This is a genomic window from Wolbachia endosymbiont (group B) of Melanostoma mellinum, from assembly GCF_947251465.1.
Lineage (GTDB): Bacteria > Pseudomonadota > Alphaproteobacteria > Rickettsiales > Anaplasmataceae > Wolbachia.
Genome location: NZ_OX366366.1, coordinates 826,819 through 846,409 on the forward strand (window position 1 = coordinate 826,819; position 19,591 = coordinate 846,409).

22 protein-coding genes are annotated in these 19,591 nt (G+C 34.1%); 9 read left to right on the forward strand and 13 right to left on the reverse strand.

The annotated features are described in order from the left end of the window. Positions 1-4: 4 nt before the first annotated feature. A complete protein-coding gene (gene acpP, locus OPR42_RS03805; protein ID WP_064085853.1) occupies positions 5-265 on the reverse strand; it encodes an acyl carrier protein in 261 nt (86 codons plus the stop codon). Between the two features lie 127 nt (positions 266-392). Between acpP and OPR42_RS03810 the strand changes: the two genes are divergently transcribed. Beyond that, complete coding sequence (locus OPR42_RS03810) at positions 393-1,175, forward strand: polyprenyl synthetase family protein (protein WP_265041868.1); 783 nt, start codon at positions 393-395, stop codon at positions 1,173-1,175. After that, positions 1,168-2,040: an FKBP-type peptidyl-prolyl cis-trans isomerase gene (locus tag OPR42_RS03815; RefSeq protein WP_265041869.1), complete on the forward strand. Its 873-nt coding sequence runs from the start codon at positions 1,168-1,170 to the stop codon at positions 2,038-2,040. Before OPR42_RS03810 ends, OPR42_RS03815 begins: the two co-directional genes overlap by 8 nt. Positions 2,041-2,110: 70 nt before the next feature. Here OPR42_RS03815 and hslU read toward each other — a convergent pair whose 3' ends face one another. Together hslU and hslV are read right to left on the reverse strand one after the other, a co-directional pair. Then, on the reverse strand, positions 2,111-3,562 hold the full coding sequence (hslU, locus tag OPR42_RS03820) for an ATP-dependent protease ATPase subunit HslU (RefSeq protein WP_265041870.1): 1,452 nt from the start codon (positions 3,560-3,562) through the stop codon (positions 2,111-2,113). Position 3,563: 1 nt separating this feature from the next. Beyond that, positions 3,564-4,118, reverse strand: a complete 555-nt coding sequence (gene hslV / locus OPR42_RS03825; RefSeq protein WP_010406442.1) for an ATP-dependent protease subunit HslV — start codon at positions 4,116-4,118, stop codon at positions 3,564-3,566. A gap of 82 nt (positions 4,119-4,200) precedes the next feature. On the opposite strand from hslV, the gene gshA reads away from it, so the two are divergent. Then, entirely contained in the window at positions 4,201-5,355 is a 1,155-nt protein-coding gene (gene gshA / locus OPR42_RS03830) for a glutamate--cysteine ligase (protein WP_010406439.1), read from the forward strand. Here gshA and OPR42_RS03835 read toward each other — a convergent pair. From OPR42_RS03835 to OPR42_RS03845, 3 genes are all read right to left on the reverse strand, one after another. Then, positions 5,352-6,152: a hypothetical protein gene (locus OPR42_RS03835; protein WP_006014617.1), complete on the reverse strand. Its 801-nt coding sequence runs from the start codon at positions 6,150-6,152 to the stop codon at positions 5,352-5,354. The genes gshA and OPR42_RS03835 overlap by 4 nt on opposite strands. Positions 6,153-6,213: 61 nt before the next feature. Then, complete coding sequence (hemH, locus tag OPR42_RS03840; protein WP_265041871.1) at positions 6,214-7,176, reverse strand: ferrochelatase; 963 nt, start codon at positions 7,174-7,176, stop codon at positions 6,214-6,216. Then, positions 7,173-7,997: a hypothetical protein gene (locus OPR42_RS03845; RefSeq protein ID WP_265041872.1), complete on the reverse strand. Its 825-nt coding sequence runs from the start codon at positions 7,995-7,997 to the stop codon at positions 7,173-7,175. Before OPR42_RS03845 ends, hemH begins: the two co-directional genes overlap by 4 nt. Positions 7,998-8,111: 114 nt before the next feature. Between OPR42_RS03845 and ndk the strand changes: the two genes are divergently transcribed. From ndk to folD, 6 genes are all read left to right on the forward strand, one after another. After that, the gene (gene ndk / locus OPR42_RS03850; RefSeq protein WP_265041873.1) at positions 8,112-8,531 is read left to right on the forward strand and encodes a nucleoside-diphosphate kinase; all 420 of its coding nucleotides are present in this window, start codon (positions 8,112-8,114) and stop codon (positions 8,529-8,531) included. 122 nt (positions 8,532-8,653) lie between these two features. Then, positions 8,654-9,832, forward strand: a complete 1,179-nt coding sequence (locus OPR42_RS03855) for an aspartate aminotransferase family protein (RefSeq protein ID WP_015587994.1) — start codon at positions 8,654-8,656, stop codon at positions 9,830-9,832. Positions 9,833-9,900: 68 nt separating this feature from the next. Continuing rightward, complete coding sequence (locus OPR42_RS03860) at positions 9,901-11,178, forward strand: HlyC/CorC family transporter (protein ID WP_265041874.1); 1,278 nt, start codon at positions 9,901-9,903, stop codon at positions 11,176-11,178. 9 nt (positions 11,179-11,187) lie between these two features. Further along, positions 11,188-11,445 (forward strand): DUF2312 domain-containing protein, encoded by a 258-nt coding sequence (locus tag OPR42_RS03865; protein WP_064085427.1) that lies wholly within the window; start codon positions 11,188-11,190, stop codon positions 11,443-11,445. Beyond that, positions 11,438-12,013, forward strand: coding sequence for a UbiX family flavin prenyltransferase (locus OPR42_RS03870; protein ID WP_010406412.1), 576 nt, complete (start codon positions 11,438-11,440; stop codon positions 12,011-12,013). Before OPR42_RS03865 ends, OPR42_RS03870 begins: the two co-directional genes overlap by 8 nt. After that, positions 11,997-12,884, forward strand: a complete 888-nt coding sequence (folD, locus tag OPR42_RS03875; RefSeq protein WP_265041875.1) for a bifunctional methylenetetrahydrofolate dehydrogenase/methenyltetrahydrofolate cyclohydrolase FolD — start codon at positions 11,997-11,999, stop codon at positions 12,882-12,884. The genes OPR42_RS03870 and folD overlap by 17 nt, the downstream gene beginning before the upstream one ends. 115 nt (positions 12,885-12,999) lie before the next feature. Here the strand turns inward: folD and OPR42_RS03880 are convergent, their stop codons facing one another. The 7 genes from OPR42_RS03880 to OPR42_RS03910 all read right to left on the reverse strand — a co-directional run bounded on the left by OPR42_RS03880 (position 13,000) and on the right by OPR42_RS03910 (position 19,492). Next, positions 13,000-13,725: a cell envelope biogenesis protein OmpA gene (locus OPR42_RS03880; RefSeq protein WP_265042365.1), complete on the reverse strand. Its 726-nt coding sequence runs from the start codon at positions 13,723-13,725 to the stop codon at positions 13,000-13,002. Positions 13,726-13,849: 124 nt separating this feature from the next. Next, positions 13,850-14,419, reverse strand: a complete 570-nt coding sequence (locus OPR42_RS03885; protein ID WP_265041876.1) for a hypothetical protein — start codon at positions 14,417-14,419, stop codon at positions 13,850-13,852. 108 nt (positions 14,420-14,527) lie between these two features. After that, complete coding sequence (gene leuS / locus OPR42_RS03890) at positions 14,528-16,987, reverse strand: leucine--tRNA ligase (protein ID WP_265041877.1); 2,460 nt, start codon at positions 16,985-16,987, stop codon at positions 14,528-14,530. 4 nt (positions 16,988-16,991) lie between these two features. Beyond that, entirely contained in the window at positions 16,992-17,582 is a 591-nt protein-coding gene (locus tag OPR42_RS03895; protein ID WP_264682861.1) for a murein hydrolase activator EnvC family protein, read from the reverse strand. 52 nt (positions 17,583-17,634) lie between these two features. Beyond that, entirely contained in the window at positions 17,635-17,961 is a 327-nt protein-coding gene (locus OPR42_RS03900) for a MerR family transcriptional regulator (protein ID WP_012481900.1), read from the reverse strand. After that, positions 17,958-18,257, reverse strand: coding sequence for an integration host factor subunit alpha (locus OPR42_RS03905; protein ID WP_265041878.1), 300 nt, complete (start codon positions 18,255-18,257; stop codon positions 17,958-17,960). Before OPR42_RS03905 ends, OPR42_RS03900 begins: the two co-directional genes overlap by 4 nt. Before the next feature lie 38 nt (positions 18,258-18,295). After that, positions 18,296-19,492 (reverse strand): MFS transporter, encoded by a 1,197-nt coding sequence (locus OPR42_RS03910; RefSeq protein ID WP_264376050.1) that lies wholly within the window; start codon positions 19,490-19,492, stop codon positions 18,296-18,298. Positions 19,493-19,591: the final 99 nt, after the last annotated feature.

The window sequence follows — 19,591 nt, forward strand, 5'->3', positions numbered from 1 at the left end:
AACATCAATTGTTTGCTTTGTTTACTACATATTCAACTATCTGTTCCATAGTTTCCATTTTTTGTGCATCTTCATCAGGAATCTCTATACCAAATTCTTCTTCAGCTGCCATGATTATTTCAACTGCATCTAAACTATCTGTGCCATGGTCTGAAAGCTTTGAAGAACTACTAAATCCCTCTACATCCTTACTGATGTGCTCTAGTATAATCTTCTTTACTTTTTCTTCTATATCTTCCCTAGTGCTTTTTGCCAATTCGCTCATTTCTTACTAAAAAATAACCTATTCTCTGATGTTATAAGAAATTTTGATGTTTGCAATAGCTTTTATGATTATATAAACTATTAAAAACTTCCTATCTCTTAGCACTCGATAATTAATAAATTTAAAAATGCTAGACGAAACAACAAAAAATTTGCTTGTTGTAGAAGTGAATAAGCTCTTACCTGAAAATAGCGAGAATAGACTTATATCAGCTATGCGTTATGTGCTTCTTGCTCCTGCAAAACATATACGTTCTTTTTTAGTTATAAAATCTTCGTCGATATTCAACATAAAGGTTGAAAAAGCAATAACAGCAGCAGCAGCGATTGAATTTATTCATGCTTACTCCCTAATTCACGATGATCTGCCATGTATGGATAACAGTGACACCCGCAGAGGCCAACCAAGCTGCCACAAAAAATTTGGTGAAGCAACAGCAGTACTGGCCGGAGATGCATTACTTACCCTGGCTTTTGAGGTATTATCTTTGTTAAATTGTGAGATCGTAAAAGTGCTCTCTCAAGCAATAGGAATGAAGGGAATGGTGGGAGGGCAGATTTTAGATATAGGTGCAGATTTTGACAAAATAAAAGAAATTCATTTGATGAAAACTGCAAAACTATTTGCAGCTTCATGTGAAATAGGGGCTATAATAGGCGGCGCTACAGACAAGGAGCGGGAAGCATTATATAACTATGGAATAAATCTAGGGCTTATTTTTCAATCCAAGGATGATATCGAAGACTATGAGCAAGATAAAACAAACAATTTAATGTCCGTGCTTGGCAAAAATGAAATGGAAAACTATATAGATAGTCTCTTTAAACAGGCCTCAGATAATTTAAGTACGCTTTCAGGGAATACTAATGACTTATATGATTTATTGAATCAAGTAAAAAAAGATGGTTAGAAAAATTATATTACAAATGTTTATCTCTGTAGTAATGATTCTCACTTTAGCTTCTGCTTTTATAATTACGATTGTTTATATAAACAAAGATAAACCAGAGAAAAGGGAAAAGCTTTACGAAATAAATGCTACACATGGTGGTTTGACACAGATGATAGCAAGTTATTTGGTCAGGCCGATACTTGAATCAGCTCTTGATCGTTATATTGAAAAGCATGGGTTAGCAGAATATTTAGAAGAAATAACACAGCAAAAAGAAGAAGAGATGATAAACTTTTATGAAATTACTGAAGGCAGTGGCAGTAAAGTTTTCTGTGGCCAAGAAGTTCTGCTACAAATGTACAAAGTCTCCAACAACCTAGCAACGCTACTTCCGACTGATGTCAATTTGAAAATAGGTCAGGATTACTTAAAAGAAGTGAGTTTAGGGGTAATAGGTATGAAAGAAGGTGGAGAGCGTGTAGTTACTATTGCCGCTGATGACAACAAAATGAGTTTTAACTCTTATTACATCAAACTGATTGAAGTAAAAGATAAATATCCTGATTCAGTAAATAACCTAATGATTTTTAATGACTTAATTAACAAAACTGGAAAACGAGTAAAATGTGGCGATGAGATATCAGTTCAATATAGCATAAAGAGACATAATGGTGAGTATATAATCAAAGATCAAATAGTGCAGTTTAAGGTTGGTGACAAAAAAATACCACTTGCTATAGAACTTGGAGTTGTGGGAATGAGAGCTGGTAATAAAAGAACAGTTCTTTCTCCACCTGATCTTTTAACTGATGTGTTAACAAAAGGCATAGATTGTGATATTGCAATAATTGATTTAAGCTTGAATTCTACTATTGGAAAATAGCTTGAAGAATTACGAAGTAAGAAAAAATAAAACCTCTTGAATGCTCTATATTACTTAAAGTAGGCTTCCTCTAAAGTATAAATTTAGATAAATCAAGCTGCTTTGAAATTGACTCTAGTTTATCTCTTACATATTTGCTATCTATAACAAATTTTTCACTATTTTTTTCAGAAGCGATAAAACTTATTTCATCCAAAAGCTTCTCCATGACAGTATGAAGTCTTCTTGCACCTATATTTTCCACTTCTCTATTAACTGTAAATGCTATTTCAGCTATAGTCTCTATACCATCATCAGTAAACTCAAGTGTTACATTTTCCGTTTTCATTAACGCTATATACTGTTTTAACAAACTAGATTCTGGTTCCTTTAATATTTTTATTAGATCCTCTTGAGTAAGCGCCTTAAGTTCCACTCTAATTGGCAATCTACCCTGTAATTCTGGTAAAAGATCAGATGGCTTAGATAAATGAAAAGCACCAGATGCAATAAATAATATATAGTCTGTTTTTACGGGGCCATACTTAGTTGAAACAGTTGTTCCCTCAAGTAATGGTAACAGATCGCGCTGCACTCCTTCTCTGTTGACTTCACCTTTTATTTCTGTACGTGCTGCAATTTTATCTATTTCATCTAAAAACACTATGCCTTCATTGCTAACAAGATCAATCGCTTCTTTGATTATCTTGTCTTCATCCATTAACCTTTCGCTTTCTTCATTAATCAATATTTCACGTGCTTCTTTCACTTTAACTGTAATAGTTTTTGTTTTTTTGCTCCCATTAAACATCTTGCCCACGATTTCTGTTACGTTCATCACACCAATTTGCCCACCTGGCATGCCAGGTATATCAAAAGTGGGTAACATACCCTTGCTCTCCCTGACGTTAATAGAAACTTCTCCATCTTCAAATTCCTTATTTCTCAGTCTTTCTCTGAAAACTTTTTTGCTTTCCTCGGTTGCATCTTCACCAACCATGGAGTTGACTATTATCTTTTCAGCCAAACCTAAAGCTTTTTTAGTTAAGGCTTTACGTGCTTTTTCCTTAACTAAAACTATTGCTGCGTCAACTAAATCACGTATTATCGAGTCAACATCACGTCCAACATATCCTATTTCAGTAAATTTCGTTGCTTCAACTTTTATAAAAGGTGCACCAGCAAGCTTTGCTAAACGGCGAGCTATTTCAGTTTTACCAACTCCCGTATGGCCTATCATGAGTATATTCTTAGGTATAATCTCTTCACGTAGTGGAAGTGGGACTTTATTTCGACGCCAACAATTTCTGAGTGCAATAGCAACAGCGCGCTTTGCATCATTCTGCCCGATTATAAATCTGTCTAATTCTTTAACTATCTTCTGTGGTGGTAGATCATCTAATAAAGCTTGTGAGCTTTGAATGCTGCTACTTCCTGTACCTTCATTTTCATAGAGGCTATTTTTCTCATTATAGTCATCATTATTATCAAATTGACCTACTACAGATTGACTAGAAAAATTGGCACACAAAGTTCTTGACATATTACTCCTCTATTTTTTCGATAATTAGATTATGGTTTGTATAAACACATATATCGGCAGCTATCTTCATAGCCTTTTTTGCAATCTCCTCTATTGATATTCCTTCAACGTCAATCAAAGCTTTTGCTGCAGATAAAGCAAAATTTCCTCCAGAGCCAATGGCTGCAATGCCATCTTCAGGTTCAAGAACATCACCCGTTCCTGTAATGACCAATGAAATGGACTTGTCTGCCACGATCATCATAGCTTCTAATTTTCTTAGATATTTATCCATTCTCCAGTCTTTTGCAAGTTCAACACATGCCCTCATTAACTGTCCTGGGTGCTTATCAAGTTTAGATTCTAGCCTTTCGAAGAGAGTAAATGCATCAGCTGTTGCTCCAGCAAAACCGGCAATTACGGAATCACCAGAAAGACGCCTAACTTTTTTTGCTCCAGATTTTATAACGGTATGGCCTAGCGAGACTTGCCCATCACCTATTACTACTACATTTTTGTCTCTTCTAATTGACAGTATAGTAGTACCATACATTTTACTGCTGTCATGATGAATCATTTTTTTGTTATTTTAATTCGTTATATTATATTAAGATTATAACTTATAATATAGTACTTTTCTTATAACATTTAAAGTGTAGATGCAAAACATAATTCATCCAAATCTGGAAAAAGATATAAATAATTGGTTCAAAACAAAATTTAATGGTTTTACATTACCATTTTATAGCTCCATAGATCTTAGGAATTCAGGCTACAAAATTGCTCCAGTAGACGCCAATTTATTTCCTGCAGGGTTTAATAACCTAAGTGAAGTATCAAAAGCGATAGCAGCAAAATTGATAAAAAGCTACTTCGAAACAAAACAATATAAAAAGGCCCTTATAATACCGGAGAATTACACACGAAATAAAATGTATATAGAAAATGTATTTGCTATAGAAAAGGTACTGCAACTCGCAGGTTTTGAAACTAGAATTGGCCTCTTTCATAATGAAACGTACAATTTAATAGAACAGTATGAAACTGTTGTGAAAGAAAACTCTTTGCTGAAGACAACTTCAGGATTTGTGCCTGATATTATTATACTGAACCGTGATATGACGAGCCACATTCCAGACACGCTAGAAAACGTAAAACAAGAGATAGTGCCAAGTCCATTATATGGCTGGCACAGTAGGCAGAAATTTCAATATTTTGAAATCTATCAAAAATTAGTGTCCGAATTTTGTGGCGAATTTAAAATGGACCCATGGCTTATTTCTGTGCTTACAGAAAGCTGTAATGGAGTTGACTTTAATGATGATTCATCACTAGGAGCAGTAGCGACTAAAGTTGACCAAATATTATCTCTAGTGCAAAAAAAATATGAGGAATATGAAATAAAAACACAACCTTACGTTTTTATCAAAGCAAGCAATGGCACATATGGAATGGGCATTATAACAGCAACAAGTGGAAAGGAAATATTAAATCTCAATAAAAAAAAGCGTCATAAAATGAAAAAGATAAAAGAAGGAATAGCAATCAATAGTGTTATTATACAAGAAGGTGTACCAACTATTGACATATTTAAAAGTAGTTCTGCAGAACCGCTAATATACTATATAGGAGATACTCCAACATGTTACTTATACCGATGTAATAGCAGGAAAGATGTATATTCTAGCTTGAATTCCACTGACTGTGAATTTTATGACATCAGCCAAGAAAATAAAACTTTGCCACTTTGGAATATTGTTAGCAAATTAGCAGTGCTAGCATTGGCAGTAGAAATTAAGTCTTTTCATCTCTAATAATTAATTTCTACAATGCTGCCATTATGCTGAATATGGTGAGCGTCATCAAGTCCAGTAGAAGGATCAGTACCATTATTAGGTTGATTGACAAACTTATCGATGTTTGATACTAGATATGCTATGCTTAGTATCAAACTGACCGTAACAGTTAAGTTGAAATTATAGATTATGCCACCACCCAAGTCTATTGGTATGGTTGGAAGTTCCATTCTTTTTAATATGAAGCTTAACAAGCCCAATGACAAAGCGAATGTGCTAAAAATAACTTCTTTGCCATATTTAGCAGACTTTTCAGAATCCTTATTATCTAGATACTTCTTCCATGTATAATAACAGTTTATGCATTCTGAAAATAGAAATAGAACTGCTGATGTTAAGCTAATATAACTTATTACATCCTTATTGTTTCTAGCTAAGAAATGAATGATTTTTGTCTGCATCAATATTCCTATGACACAGTTTGCCAAGAAGGCTAAGCTACCCACAACCTGTATTGGTTTTTCAGGTTCATTTCCCCCTTTACCATTCTGAAGTTTTTTAGATTTATATCCAGCTAAATTGAGACCAAAGTGAAGAGCAAATATTATTGATGTTGGTAGTTTTATGAACTTAGAAATATCTAATATAGTACAAATATTGGATCTGTTGTTATCAATAAACTCGCAACAGAATTGCAATGAAATTTTACACAATATGCCTGTTAAACCTACTGCAATACAATACATCTTTCTAATATCATGATTGTGAGCATCATGTATACTTTCTATAAATGTATTTGGCTTACCTTTTGGCATAAGTAGATAATAAAATAATAACTTTTTAATATTATACTATAAAAATCTAAAAAGAAAAGTGCTATAAATCAGTACTTTGAGAGTGATCTAAACATAAATCGGCCAAGCACTTGATAAATAAGAGATCAGTACTGAGAGTTGGTACGCGAAAGTAATATCCGTCTTTGATAATTGCTTTATACTCTATATCAAGTTCAACCAGTGTTTCAGAATGCTCAGAAACAAAAGATATAGGTGATAAAACTACAGGTATATTATCGTCTTTTGCGCGTGATAGCTCACTTTCAGTGCTAGGCTCCAACCATTTTACAGGGCCAACCTTACTCTGATAACATATTCCCCAATCAAGATCTTCAATATTCAATTTTTTTACTATTAATTTTACTGTTTTTTCTATCTGTGAAGCGTAAGGGTCGCCTTTTTTAATGATACTAAGAGGTAAGCTATGAGCCGAGAATAGGACTCTTGGCTTACCGATTTTGCTAGCTAATTTATAATATTTAGACGTCAGATTAACATGAGCTTCAATAAAGTCTTCATTGTCATAATAATTATTGATTATTGTTGTGTTACATTCTAGGCTATGTTTTTTGGCATTTTTTTGCCAATTCTCGATGGATGATAGAGTTGTGGTGGTTGAATATTGAGGATATAGTGGTAACAGAATGATTTCGTCAGGGTCGAATTGCTTTACGCTTTTAACAACTTCATCAGCAAATGGATGCCAATAACGCATGCAGATGAATATCTTATACACATGGTTTCCATCTTCATTTAATTTTAGTTCTAAAGCATCAGCTTGTGCTTTTGTATTCTCCAAGATTGGCGATTTACCTCCAATGTGCTCGTATATTTCTTGTGCAGTACTTTCTCGCCTTTTGGAGATAAACTTTGCTAAAAGGAAGCGAAAAGGATTTGGTAGATTTATTATTCTTTTATCGTAAAAAAGATTAAATAAGAAAGGACGGACCGCACTTAGTGAATCAGGTCCGCCTAGGTTAAATAAGATTACTGCCTTCTTCACTGACAGCACCTTTCTTCAGGTTTGCCTATAAAATCAGCTACACACTCATCAAGTTTAGTTACAGGCACTAAATTTCTTACACTGGCATACAATAGATGAGCAGATCTCTTCATGTTACTCTGTGTAAATGCAAAGCCTCTATCGAAAACCACATCAACACAAAAACTTGGCACTGCTTCAAGAAGTTCAACAGCAGCCAAAGATATCATTATGCAGCTTTGTAGAGCCTTCAGAAAAATCGTAAGGGGGAAAAGTAAAACCTTAACAAAAAGAGAGGGAGGACTTTCATTCATTAGTTGTCCTGGATTAGGAGAATTATATTCAATATGCTGTCTGTTTTTATCAAAGATAGGAAATTTTATAGTGTCTTTCTTAAATTCCTGCTCTATTTGTTCCTCGGTATAATTTTCATTATTAGTCATTTTTTTCAATAACTTTTCACGCAAGTAAAAGGTTCTCACAACAAAACATGTTGCAACCATCAGTGCAGCACATATAAGCGCACAATGCATGAGGTTCATCCCACCTATCATAGATGGTAATGCAAGACAAACAAATGGCACTATGATAGCCATTTCGAAAAATGGAATAGTATTCCTTTTTATTGCAAAAACAGCGCCTTCTTTTAATTTTGTATTATTGTGTAAGCTATACTCTAAATAACTCAAAAATGCCAAATTAAAAGTTAAAAATCCTTTTGTCCCACAAAAAATTGATGACTTGAATTGATTAACCCATTCTTTAGCAGTAAGTGTAGTTTCAATTGATTGTTTAACATTAGGATCGACTGGTTTGTTGTTTTTTTTATTACAACACCCCATAAAACACCTCCTTGATGGTTTATTCTTAACTATAAGTGAAAAATTGCTTTTATCAAATCAAAGTTTATAATAAAATAAATCTATAAATATACGATCTTAATATAAGGGAATGATATGGCAATTGAGAGAACACTTTCGATATTAAAACCTGATGCAGTAAAAAATAATATTACAGGCAGTATAAATTCTTATATTGAAAAATCTGGACTAAAAATTATAGCACAAAGAATGATGATGCTGACAAAAAAACAAGCAGAGCTGTTTTATGAAATTCATAAGGGTAGGCCTTTTTTTGGAGAGTTGGTGGAATTTATGACTTCTGGGTCTGTGATAGTTCAAGTTTTAATCGGTGAAAATGCAGTCAGTAAATACAGGCAAATCATGGGTGCTACAGATCCAAAGCAGGCAGATAAAGGTACAATTAGGGGTGATTTTGCTGATGATATTAGTGAAAATAGAGTGCATGGTTCTGATAGTCTAGAGAATGCTCATAGAGAAATAGCTTTCTTTTTTGCTGAATGTGAATTGGTGTAGTTTTACTTTTTTACATATTAAATTTCTGAATTTTATGTTGAACTGTATAATATTAGCCCAATTTTTAGTTTAAGCAATATTAAGGGAAAGCTTTTTCATGCACAGTATAGATAATATTTAAAATGGATCATGTTGTTAACGCTTATAATAGATCTGAAGCTTCTATAGTTAGAGGAGAAGGAGTATATCTCTTCGATAAGGATGGTAAAAAATATTTAGACTTTGCTGCAGGAATTTCTACAACCTCTCTAGGGCATTGTCATCCATACATTACAGATAAACTGAAGGAGCAACTGGATTCATTATGGCACTGCTCTAATATTTTTACTATTCCTCAGCAGGAAAGGCTTGCTCAGCGTTTAACAGAACTTACCTTTGCCGATAAAGTTTTTTTCTGCTCAAGTGGACTTGAAGCAACAGAAGCTGCAATTAAATTTATTCGCCGCTATTTCTACTTAAATGGACAAGAAAAGCGCAGTCACATCATTACAATTGAAGGAGGTTTTCATGGCCGCAGTATTGCTGCAATTTCAGCTGGGGGAAATGAAAAATCACGCGAAGGTTTTGCTCCACTCCTTTCTGGTTTTGATAAAGTTCCAAGAAATAACATTGAAGCATTAGAAAAGAAAATCAATAGCGAAACAGCTGCCATATTTTTAGAGCCCATACAAAGTGAAGGCGGAGTACATCCATTGGACGTAGAGTATCTTAAAAAAGTAAGAGAGATAACAAAAGCTCAAGGAATAATTTTATGCTTTGATGAAGTGCAATGCGGATATGGACGGATTGGCTCTCTATTTTACTATCAAAATATAGGAGTTGAACCTGATATGCTCACTTGTGCGAAGGCTATGGGTAATGGATTTCCTCTGGCTGCATGTTTAGTAAAAGATTATATAGCAGAAGCAATCACTCCAGGAACTCATGGGTCAACTTATGGAGGTAATCCACTTGCCATGACTGTTGGTAATGCAGTACTCGATGTAATGCTAAAGGAAGGCTTTTTTGACCATGTTAAGAAGGTCAGTAAATATCTAAAAGAAAAGTTGTTGCCTTTGACTGAAGAATTTCCGAAGATCGTTTCAGAAGTTCGTGGGGAGGGTTTATTGATAGGGATAGAGCTTAGAGTACCTTTGGCTGATAAAATTGTTAAACAATCTCTTGACAAAGGCTTAATAATGACTAAAATTTTAAATAATAGGGTAATAAGAATAACTCCTCCACTTGTTGTTGAGAATATGCATGTGAATGCAGTGTGTGATATATTTCATGATTTATTTTTTTATATTAAAGATATATAGACTTGCAAATGCTTCTTACAACATATAAAATCAACTCTGTTTCTATATCGCAATAACATCATACTTTAATGGATTGGTTATTGATTTCAGTATTGTTAGCAATTTTTTTCTTATTGATTTTATCGTTTTTGTTCTCAGGAGCAGAAATAGGGTTAACCTCAATTAGCCGATCCCGAGTGAATAAACTAAAGCTAGAAGGTAACAAAAAAGCCAAGATAATAGAGCTTTTGTTAGGTAAAAAAGAATTAACAATAGGAACAATATTACTGTGTAATACAATTATTAACATTACTTGCTCTGCTTTATTTACAGTAATATTTATAAATTCTTTTGGGAGTGAGGGCATATTTCTTTCAACATTCATGATGACGTTTTGTATTTTGCTATTTTGTGAAGTTTTACCAAAAACTTACGCCATGCAAAATCCTGAAAAATTTACATTACTTTCTGCTTATTTTATGCTGTTTTTTGTCAAGGTTCTTTCTCCATTGACATTAGGCATTCAGTTTATTGTCAATATCATTCTGAAGTTATGTGGGCTTCATAAGAATAGGGAGGTAATATCTGCAGCAGATGCAATGCGTAATATGATTACTCTTCACCGCAGTGAGGGCACTATGTTACAACAGGATTTAGATATGCTAAATAGTATACTTGATTTGGCTGAGACAGAAATATCACAAATTATGACCCACAGGAGAAACTTATTTTCTCTTGATATAGATCGAAACAAAGAAGAGTTAATAAGAGAGATTTTAACCAGTAGCCATAGCAGAGTACCTTTATGGCAAAAAGAACCAGATAATATTGTTGGAGTGGTTCACGTGAAAAATCTAATAAATGCCTTGCGTGAAAAGGATAATAAAATAGAGATTGCCAAAGTTATGTCAAAGCCTTGGTTTATACCAGAAAGTACGCCACTCAGTGTACAACTTCACAACTTCCGTAAAAACAGGAAACACCTTGCATTTGTTATTGATGAGTATGGAGCACTACAGGGAATCGTAACTCTTGAGGATATACTGGAAGAAATAGTTGGAGAAATTTCAGATGAACATGATTTGATCACAGAGAATTTTATAAAAAAGATATCCGATAATATGTATCACATAGAAGGAAAATCTACTATTAGGGATATTAATAGACAGTTACATTGGGATCTTCCTGATGAAGAAGCTACAACTCTAGCAGGTATGATTGTAAACGAGATAGAGCGCATTCCTGAAGAAAATGAAGAGTTTTCCATGTACGGTTTTTACTTTAAGATTTTAAAAAAAGATAAAAATATTATTACTATGATTGAAGTACAAGTAAAAACTGATAATACTGTAGTAGCAATTAATTAGTTGGGTTCTATGGAAGATACAGTAAAAATAACGGCTGAAGATTTGAAGAGCTATATAGAGAGAATCGAAAAACTTGAACAAGAAAAGAGGGATGTGCAAGATCACATTCGTGATGTATATGCAAAAGCTGCAGATGAAGGTTGGGATATAAAAGTGATGAAACAGATTATTAGGCTAAGAAAGATGGATGATGATGACAGGGAGGAACAGGAAATATTACTTTATACCTACAAACGTGCATTGGGAATGAATTACGAAGGTGAATAGTAGGATTGTAATTGGAATAAGTGGAGCATCTGGTTCTATTTACGGTGTACGGATTCTAGAGGCACTAAAAAATACCAATCATGAAACTCATTTAGTGATCAGCAGTGCTGGAAAAATAACTATAGCTCATGAGATTAAAGAAAAACTTGAAGATATTATATCGCTTGCAGATTTTTACTATTCTGAAGAAAAAATAGGAGAAAAAATAGCAAGCGGCTCATTTAAAACCTCAGGTATGGTTATTGCTCCATGTTCTATGAAAACAATGTCTGAAATAGCATCGGGGGTGACTTCCAATCTATTAACAAGGGCTGCAGATGTAACTCTAAAAGAAAGAAGAAAATTAGTTCTTATGGTGCGAGAATCTCCACTACATCTTGGACATCTCCGAAATATGTTAAAACTAACGGAGATGGGAGCAATTATTGCTCCGCCGATGCCTGCTTTTTATATTAAACCAAAATCTTTGGATGATATTGTAAATCATGCTGTTGGTAAAGTATTGAATTTATTTGATATCGCATTACCTGACTTCAAGGAGTGGCAAGGAAATGTCAATTATTATTAACGGTAAAAAAATAGCAAATGATCTCTGTGAGGAGCTATCAAAAAAAATTGATATTTTAAAGAAAGAGTATAATGTTTTTCCTTGTCTTAAAGTAATTCTTGTGGGTAGCAATCCAGCAAGTCAGGTCTACGTTCGTAATAAACAAAGAAAAGCAGAATCAATAGGCATAAGTTCTGAAACTATTGTTTTGCCTGATAGTATCTCAGAAGATGAATTGATTGAAAAAGTTAATACATTAAATGAAGATTCATCTGTGCATGGAATTTTAGTTCAGTTACCTTTACCAAAGCACATCAGTGCAAGTAGAATACTTAATACAGTAAGTGTTGAAAAAGATGTAGATGGCTTTCATGATGAGAATGTTGGCAGGTTAGTTAAAGGTGAAAAAAATTGTCTGATACCTTGTACTCCCAAAGGTTCTTTGCATTTAATTAAGTCAGTTGAAAATAATCTGTCCGGTAAAAATGCGGTAATCATTGGCAGATCAAATATTGTGGGTAAGCCAATGTTTCACCTATTGTTGCAAGAAAATTGCACTGTTACCATCTTGCATTCACAAAGTAGGGATTTAGCTGATTATTGCTCTAAGGCGGATATAGTAGTTGCAGCAGTTGGAAAGCCAAATTTTGTTCAACCAGATTGGATAAAAAAAGGTGCAATAGTGATTGATGTTGGCATAAATAGCATTAACATAGGAAATCAAAGTAAGCTTGTGGGTGATGTTGACTTTGAGGGAGTAAAAGAAAAAGTCAAAGCTATTACTCCAGTGCCTGGTGGAGTTGGCCCGATGACAATAGCATTTCTTATGATGAACACTGTAATTGCTGCTTGCTTGCAGCGGGGAGTTGATGCTTCTGATTTCATTAATTGAGGGCATAAGAAAAATAGATACCCGTCTCTAGATAATAACATCGAATTTTTATCCAAATAGCAAACCTCTTTGCAGGATTATCTTATTCACTACAAGAAATATGCAATTTAGAACATTAAAAATTATAACGTATGCCTACTTCTATGATTGCATCTGGTATTTGTACTGGTGGCTTGAAGGCACTTAATTGCCCACTTGCAGCAATAGCAACTGTAGCAACTATCTGCGGAGTAAATTCATAATCAACACCTACCTTTAGTTTATAGGAAATAGAACTCAGTATTTTGTCTACTAAAGATGGATCAGACGTTACTTTGCTTCCATCAGCAGCTAGTAGAGCTGGAGCTTCTCTCTCTTTTTCCTCTTCCCTTGTATTATCGTTTTCTGTACTATCTTTATCCACAATGTTACCTGAATTACCGCTATCTGCAACATTTTTGCCTGTACTACTGCTACCGAAGCCAAAAGAAGGCAATACTTGGATATATCCACCCAGTCCTATACTGGCATATAATTTAATGGGATCAATTTCAAGATCAGGATAGTAACGGTAATTCGCCAATAAACCAGCTCCTACTTTCCTATTTTGTGCATTAGTTATATCACTTATGTTGGCAAGAACCTCAAGTTCAAATTTAGAATTTTTGTCATAATTATAACCAAAAACAACGCTAGGTTTCATTTTAAAAGTATCACCCCATCCAGCACCAAAGTTTAAACCTACATAGTACTGATCTTCGTACCGATCTTCGTACCGATCTTCTAACTCACTTGCACTACTACTAGCTGTACTTGCTAAAGATGAAGCAAGCAATATAGCAAACAATTTTTTCATTTTCATATTACTCATATGTAACATTCCTTAAAACATACTAAAATAAGTGTTCAAACATGCTAGCAGCAAGTTTTGAGCATTGCTTATGGTTACACCTAACCATTAAACATGTACACAATGCCATCCAGCATTAAAAACTATAACGTACTCCTACTTCCAGCATCGCATCTGGTATTTGTTTTGCTTTTAAACCACTCAGTTGCCCGCCTACGGTTAAAGCAGCTGTACCAACTATCTGTGGAGCAACTTCATAATCAACACCAACCTTCAGTTTGTACGAAATAGCACCCAGTATTTTATCTAGTGTTTCAGTGCCAACAATGTCAAAAGGATATACTTGTAGATGTCCTCCTAAACCTCCACTGACATATAGTTTCACAGGATCAATGTCAACGTCAGGATAATAACGGTAATGTGCTAATAAACTAGCTCCCATTTTCTTGTCTGCTGCACCAAACATATCACTTACGTCGGTGAGAATCTCAAGTTCAAACTTAGAGCTTTTATCATAATTATAACCAAAAACTAAGCCAGGTTTTATTTTTAATCCAGTACCCCATCCACCACCAAAGTTTAAACCTGCGTAGTACTGCTCTTTTGCACTATTACTAGCTGCTTTATTACTAGCTGCACCTGCTAGAGATGAAGTGAGCAACACAGCTAAAACACACAATCCTTTTATTTTCATATAACTACCCATACAAAAAAATATATAATGCACAAGTATATATCCTTTATATTAAAAAAGATATAATCTCATATCAAAAAAAGTATACCTACGAAATTAGGGACATGCTACTCAAAATTTTTATATAACTATGTTTACTACCTTATTTGGTACAGCATATATAGTGCGAATTTTGCTTTGATCGATTCTATTGGATACAGAACCTGTTGCTATTTTCTTCAATTCTTCTTGAGGTAAATCAGTTGCCACTTCAATGGTCGCACGTAACTTTCCATTGATCTGCACTGCTACAGTTACCATATTATCAATTAGTAGTGATTCATCAGCTTTTGGCCAAGGCTTTAGATATAGCATACCTTTGCCTCCTATTTCTTGCCATAAATTTTCAGCCAGGTGTGGCATGAATGGCTCAATTACTCTGATTAGTATGCATATACCTTCATCAATAAGAGATTTTCCAGTTTTTACGTCTATTTCAGCTATTAAATTTGTCATTTCACGAAACTTTGCTACCACACAGTTTAATCTGCAGTTTTCCAAGTCATCTGTAAGTCCGTGTAAGAGTTTGTGGATTTTTTTTCTGTACTCTAGGAGTTTACCTACAATGTTTTCATTATCATAGTGTATGTTTACGGGCCTAAGTTGCACTACCATACGCCACAATTTATTTATGTAGCGAAAACAACCTTCCACGCCATCATCAGACCATTCCATATCTTTTTCTGGGGGGGTATCGGATAATACAAACAAACGAGCAGTATCAGCACCGTATTTTTCTATGATAAAGTTTGGGTCAACTGTATTCTTCTTTGACTTACTCATCTTTTCGACTTTTCCAACTTGGATCTTAGCACCCTTCGCAATCAACTCTTTTGCTTCTTCGGGAAAGAGCCATTTGCCATTCTCATCTTTATAAGTTATATGGCAGACCATTCCTTGAGTGATTAAAGTAGAGAAAGGCTCTTTAACGTCAAAATAGCCACATCTAGTTAAAGCACGGCAGAAAAACCTTGAGTAAAGCAAATGTAGAATTGCATGTTCTATTCCACCTATGTAATAATCAACAGGCATAAAACGATTACAAGTATCTTTATTAATCGATTTATTTTCACTGCAAAATGCAGCAAAATACCAAGAAGATTCAAAAAAAGTGTCAAATGTATCAGTTTCACGTTCTGCTTGCTTTCCGCACTTTGGACAATCAACAAATTTCCAGGTTGGGTGCTTATCCAGGGGATTACCACCACTTGTAAATTCTACATCCGTTGGTAGAACAACAGGGAGGTCTTTTTCTGGAACTGGAACAATTCCACAATCTTTACAATGTATAATAGGTATAGGACATCCCCAATAACGTTGCCTTGAAATTCCCCAATCGTGTAGACGATAGTTTATTGTTTTCTTACCTATTCCTTTTTCTTCAAGTTTTTTTATGATTACTTTTTTTGCCTCATTAATCATTAGTCCGTTTAAGAATTCAGAATTGAACATCACTCCATCACCGAAGTACGGTTCTTTTAAGATCTCTGTGCTCTCTTCACAAACTACAGGAATAATCGGTAAACCATACTTCTGTGCAAATTCAAAATCACGCTGATCATGTGCAGGGCAACCAAAAATCGCACCTTCTCCATACTCCATCAACACAAAATTCGCTATATAAAGTGGTAATTCTTTATCAAGAAATGGGTGTTTTACGTTTAATCCAGTGTAAATTCCTATTTTTTCATCATTCTCCCCCTTTGCCTTCATATTACCAATAAAGTCTCTTATTTCTTTGTCCTTAAGGTCTTGTACAATAGGGTGCTCTGCTCCTACTGAAAGAAAAGAAGCTCCAAATAAAGTATGAGGAGAAGTTGTAAAAATCTTTAATTTCTTATTCAGGCTAACTATTTCAAATTCTATAATTACACCTTCAGATTTTCCTATCCAGCGCTCTTGCATAGTTTTGACTTTTTCTGGCCAATTTTTTAAACTTTGCAAACAATGAAGCAAATCTTCAGCAAAATCAGTAATCTTTAAAAACCATTGGAATAACTTACGTTTTTCAACAACTGCACCTGATCGCCATCCTTTTCCATCAACCACTTGCTCATTTGCAAGCACTGTTTGGTCCACTGGATCCCAATTAACCCACGACTCTTTTCGATAGGTAAGACCATGCTTTAAAAAATCCAGAAAAAATTTCTGTTCGTGTTTGTAATAATCAGGCTCACATGTGGAGAGCTCACGATCCCAATTGTATGAAAGACCTATAGATTTTAGCTGCGCGCGCATATTATCTATATTATCTTGTGTCCATGCTGCAGGGTTAATGTTATTGTCCCTTGCTGCATTTTCAGCTGGTAATCCAAACGCATCCCAGCCAATTGGGTGCAAAACCTCAAATCCACGAGCTCTCTTGTAACGTGCTATAACATCTCCTATTGCATAGTTACGCAGGTGCCCCATATGAATCTTACCAGATGGATATGGAAACATTTCCAACACGTAACATTTCTTCTTTTTACTATCTTTGCTTACAGAAAAATCCCACTTATTTTGGTAGAATTTTTCAACGTTTTTAAAATCATATTTCATAAATTCAATCACAGTTTATATGTACTAAAGGATCGACTGCTTGACCATTATGTCTTATTGTGAAACACATCTGCGGATCTTTATCTTGTGTGCTTGATTTACCTGCAGATCCAATTACTTGACCTTGTTTTACTTTATCACCAATTTCAACTTGTATGTTTTTTAAATAGGAGTACATAGTCATGTAATTATCTTTATGTTCCACTATAATTAAATTTCCGTACCACCTCAGGCCTTTGCCTACGTATATTACTTTGCCAGGTGCAGAAGCAATAACCTTTGTTCCACTTTGAGCAGTAATTTTTATGCCATCTTGACATATTTTATCAGAAGAGGTAACTGCACCTTTAACCGGTATTACAAATTTACACATGCTTTGTGCATTATTGTTATATACCTTATCTACAAAGGCTTTTCTACTTTCTTTTCGCAGCGAAGAATCAACATTTTCTTTAATCAAATGATACTCCCTTGTGTACTCTAGGTCTCTTTTCCCATAAAATTCTTCGCCTTTAAGTAGTACAGGTGCAGGTTTTTGCAGGCCACAGCTTGTCAGTATTGCTGATAATATAAAGAACAAGGCTATACGACACATACACTTATCTCTAGATATATCAACTTTCACAAAACTTTATAGTGTTTTTCGTCTATTTATTACTTTCTTCATTTATTTTATCAGTCAAATAGTCTCTTAAATCGGTAAGTTCTTTCAACAAATTTCTTGAATAATGATCAATTCTTACATCGTTACCAAATTCCTTTTGTACTCCTTTTATTGTATATCCTTTGTCATATAGCATATATTTTATTTTCTTTATTGCCTCTATACACTTATGATCATATAGTCTTCTTCCCTTCCGTTTTATGGGTTTAATTTGATGGAATTGACTTTCCCAGAATCTTAAAACATGCTGCTCCAAATGTAGTTCTTCAGCTACTTCTCCAATTGTGTAAAATAATTTTTCTTTATTCATCGGTTGTTTATTAATTTCTTCATCATTTTTGAAGGTCTAAAAGAAATTGATTTTCTCGCTTTAATTACTACCATTTCCGATGTCTTTGGTATATTTCCTGGTCTTTCTTTCTTGTTTTTAACCAAAAATGTTCCAAATGAAGATATTTTTACTATTCCATCCTTTGCTAAGCTCGTTTTTATCTCATCCAATATGCCATCTATTATTGCAATAGAGTCTTCTTTCGATAATCCAATTTCCTGGTTTATACATTCAGCTATTGTTGCCTTAGTTACTGTTGTGTCTTTTGTTGTCATAATTTATTACAGTATGTTAATATAATATAACAATCGACTCAAGATTCAGCTACTTTATTTTTATAGTATGTTTCTTTTGTAGCGTAATTAAAAATACTAGCAAATGTTAACATTGCAAATATTGTGAAAAGCGCCATTTGATGATCTGAAAAAAGTGCTAAAATTGACACTAAAATTCCACTCATAACAAACATAAATCCATTGATAATGGATGATGATGTGCTAATATACTTCTGCTCAACAATCTCACTACCAACAGTAAAATTAAGCATATGTCCTCCTGCAAAAAAACCAAACATTAACATACAAAAGTATATAATATGAACTGTTAAATTACCGCATAGTAAAATAATAGCTGAAATACTTTGCAATGTGGCAAAAGCAGAGATTACGTGCCTTCTATTTTTAAATAGATTTGAGATTAGATCTGCAATTGGAGCACCAACTGCAAGACCAAGCCACAATATTGCAGTTGCCACACCTAACTCCATTGTATTGAGTTCTAAGTTGCTTAGTAACCTTGGTGCCCACAGCATATTAAGCGCTAAAAATGTTCCAAAAGTAATAGCACCCACTATTGAGGTTATCCAGATATCTCTTAATTTTAGCACTGTTAGTACAGAACATATTACTGTTTTTATAGAGCTCTTTATTGTGTATTCCCCCAAATTTTTTTTTGAAAGTCCTTTCGGATAAAAAAACATAAGTACAAATATCGATACGCCAAATAATATTACGCATACAATAAGATTTTTCCAATCTGCACCTTCGGCAAGCAAGCTAGAGAAGCACATTTGAATCATCAAAGCAGAAAGACTTGAAATTGTCTGCACTAGTGAGAACATCAGTCCAAATTGAGTAAGGGGAAAATATGTGCTACTTACATGAGCAGCGCCAATAAAACCAAACGATGCTCCAATTGCGATCAAAAATTGAGATAAAATTAAATGGGCAAAATTGTCACTCTTGATAAGGACAAAAAAACCAAAGAGCATGATTGACAATGAGAAAAAATAAATTTTTTTGCTGGAAAAAACATTAAACATTGCTCCACTAAAAAATTGTGAGATAGCAAAAGTCCAAGTATATGCTGAATTAGCTAGTGCAACTTGCGCGATTGTGAGCCCAAGTTCTTTTTCAAGATTCACGCTTATAAAGGTGTAGATTATCTGCATATTGCTGAATACAACAATCAAGTTACTGATTAGCCAAATGAACCAAGCTTTATTTTCCATAAGATTTTTTATAAATAGTTCATTGATAATAAACCTCTTTTAGGCTCTGATTATTGTTAAAACAGTTGCAATTATAGTATGATATAAAAGCTATGAAAC

Coding starts and splice junctions, on each gene's coding strand:
- OPR42_RS03905 (WP_265041878.1), bottom strand. CDS start 18,257: ATGACAACAAAAGACACAACAGTAACTAAGGCAACAATAGCTGAATGT.
- OPR42_RS03815 (WP_265041869.1), top strand. CDS start 1,168: ATGGTTAGAAAAATTATATTACAAATGTTTATCTCTGTAGTAATGATT.
- OPR42_RS03845 (WP_265041872.1), bottom strand. CDS start 7,997: ATGGGGTGTTGTAATAAAAAAAACAACAAACCAGTCGATCCTAATGTT.
- OPR42_RS03910 (WP_264376050.1), bottom strand. CDS start 19,492: ATGGAAAATAAAGCTTGGTTCATTTGGCTAATCAGTAACTTGATTGTT.
- OPR42_RS03835 (WP_006014617.1), bottom strand. CDS start 6,152: ATGCCAAAAGGTAAGCCAAATACATTTATAGAAAGTATACATGATGCT.
- OPR42_RS03865 (WP_064085427.1), top strand. CDS start 11,188: ATGGAAGATACAGTAAAAATAACGGCTGAAGATTTGAAGAGCTATATA.
- OPR42_RS03900 (WP_012481900.1), bottom strand. CDS start 17,961: ATGAATAAAGAAAAATTATTTTACACAATTGGAGAAGTAGCTGAAGAA.
- hslV (WP_010406442.1), bottom strand. CDS start 4,118: ATGATTCATCATGACAGCAGTAAAATGTATGGTACTACTATACTGTCA.
- OPR42_RS03810 (WP_265041868.1), top strand. CDS start 393: ATGCTAGACGAAACAACAAAAAATTTGCTTGTTGTAGAAGTGAATAAG.
- gshA (WP_010406439.1), top strand. CDS start 4,201: ATGCAAAACATAATTCATCCAAATCTGGAAAAAGATATAAATAATTGG.
- leuS (WP_265041877.1), bottom strand. CDS start 16,987: ATGAAATATGATTTTAAAAACGTTGAAAAATTCTACCAAAATAAGTGG.
- acpP (WP_064085853.1), bottom strand. CDS start 265: ATGAGCGAATTGGCAAAAAGCACTAGGGAAGATATAGAAGAAAAAGTA.
- OPR42_RS03855 (WP_015587994.1), top strand. CDS start 8,654: ATGGATCATGTTGTTAACGCTTATAATAGATCTGAAGCTTCTATAGTT.
- OPR42_RS03885 (WP_265041876.1), bottom strand. CDS start 14,419: ATGGGTAGTTATATGAAAATAAAAGGATTGTGTGTTTTAGCTGTGTTG.
- OPR42_RS03860 (WP_265041874.1), top strand. CDS start 9,901: ATGGATTGGTTATTGATTTCAGTATTGTTAGCAATTTTTTTCTTATTG.
- ndk (WP_265041873.1), top strand. CDS start 8,112: ATGGCAATTGAGAGAACACTTTCGATATTAAAACCTGATGCAGTAAAA.
- hslU (WP_265041870.1), bottom strand. CDS start 3,562: ATGTCAAGAACTTTGTGTGCCAATTTTTCTAGTCAATCTGTAGTAGGT.
- folD (WP_265041875.1), top strand. CDS start 11,997: ATGTCAATTATTATTAACGGTAAAAAAATAGCAAATGATCTCTGTGAG.
- OPR42_RS03895 (WP_264682861.1), bottom strand. CDS start 17,582: ATGTGTCGTATAGCCTTGTTCTTTATATTATCAGCAATACTGACAAGC.
- OPR42_RS03880 (WP_265042365.1), bottom strand. CDS start 13,725: ATGAAAATGAAAAAATTGTTTGCTATATTGCTTGCTTCATCTTTAGCA.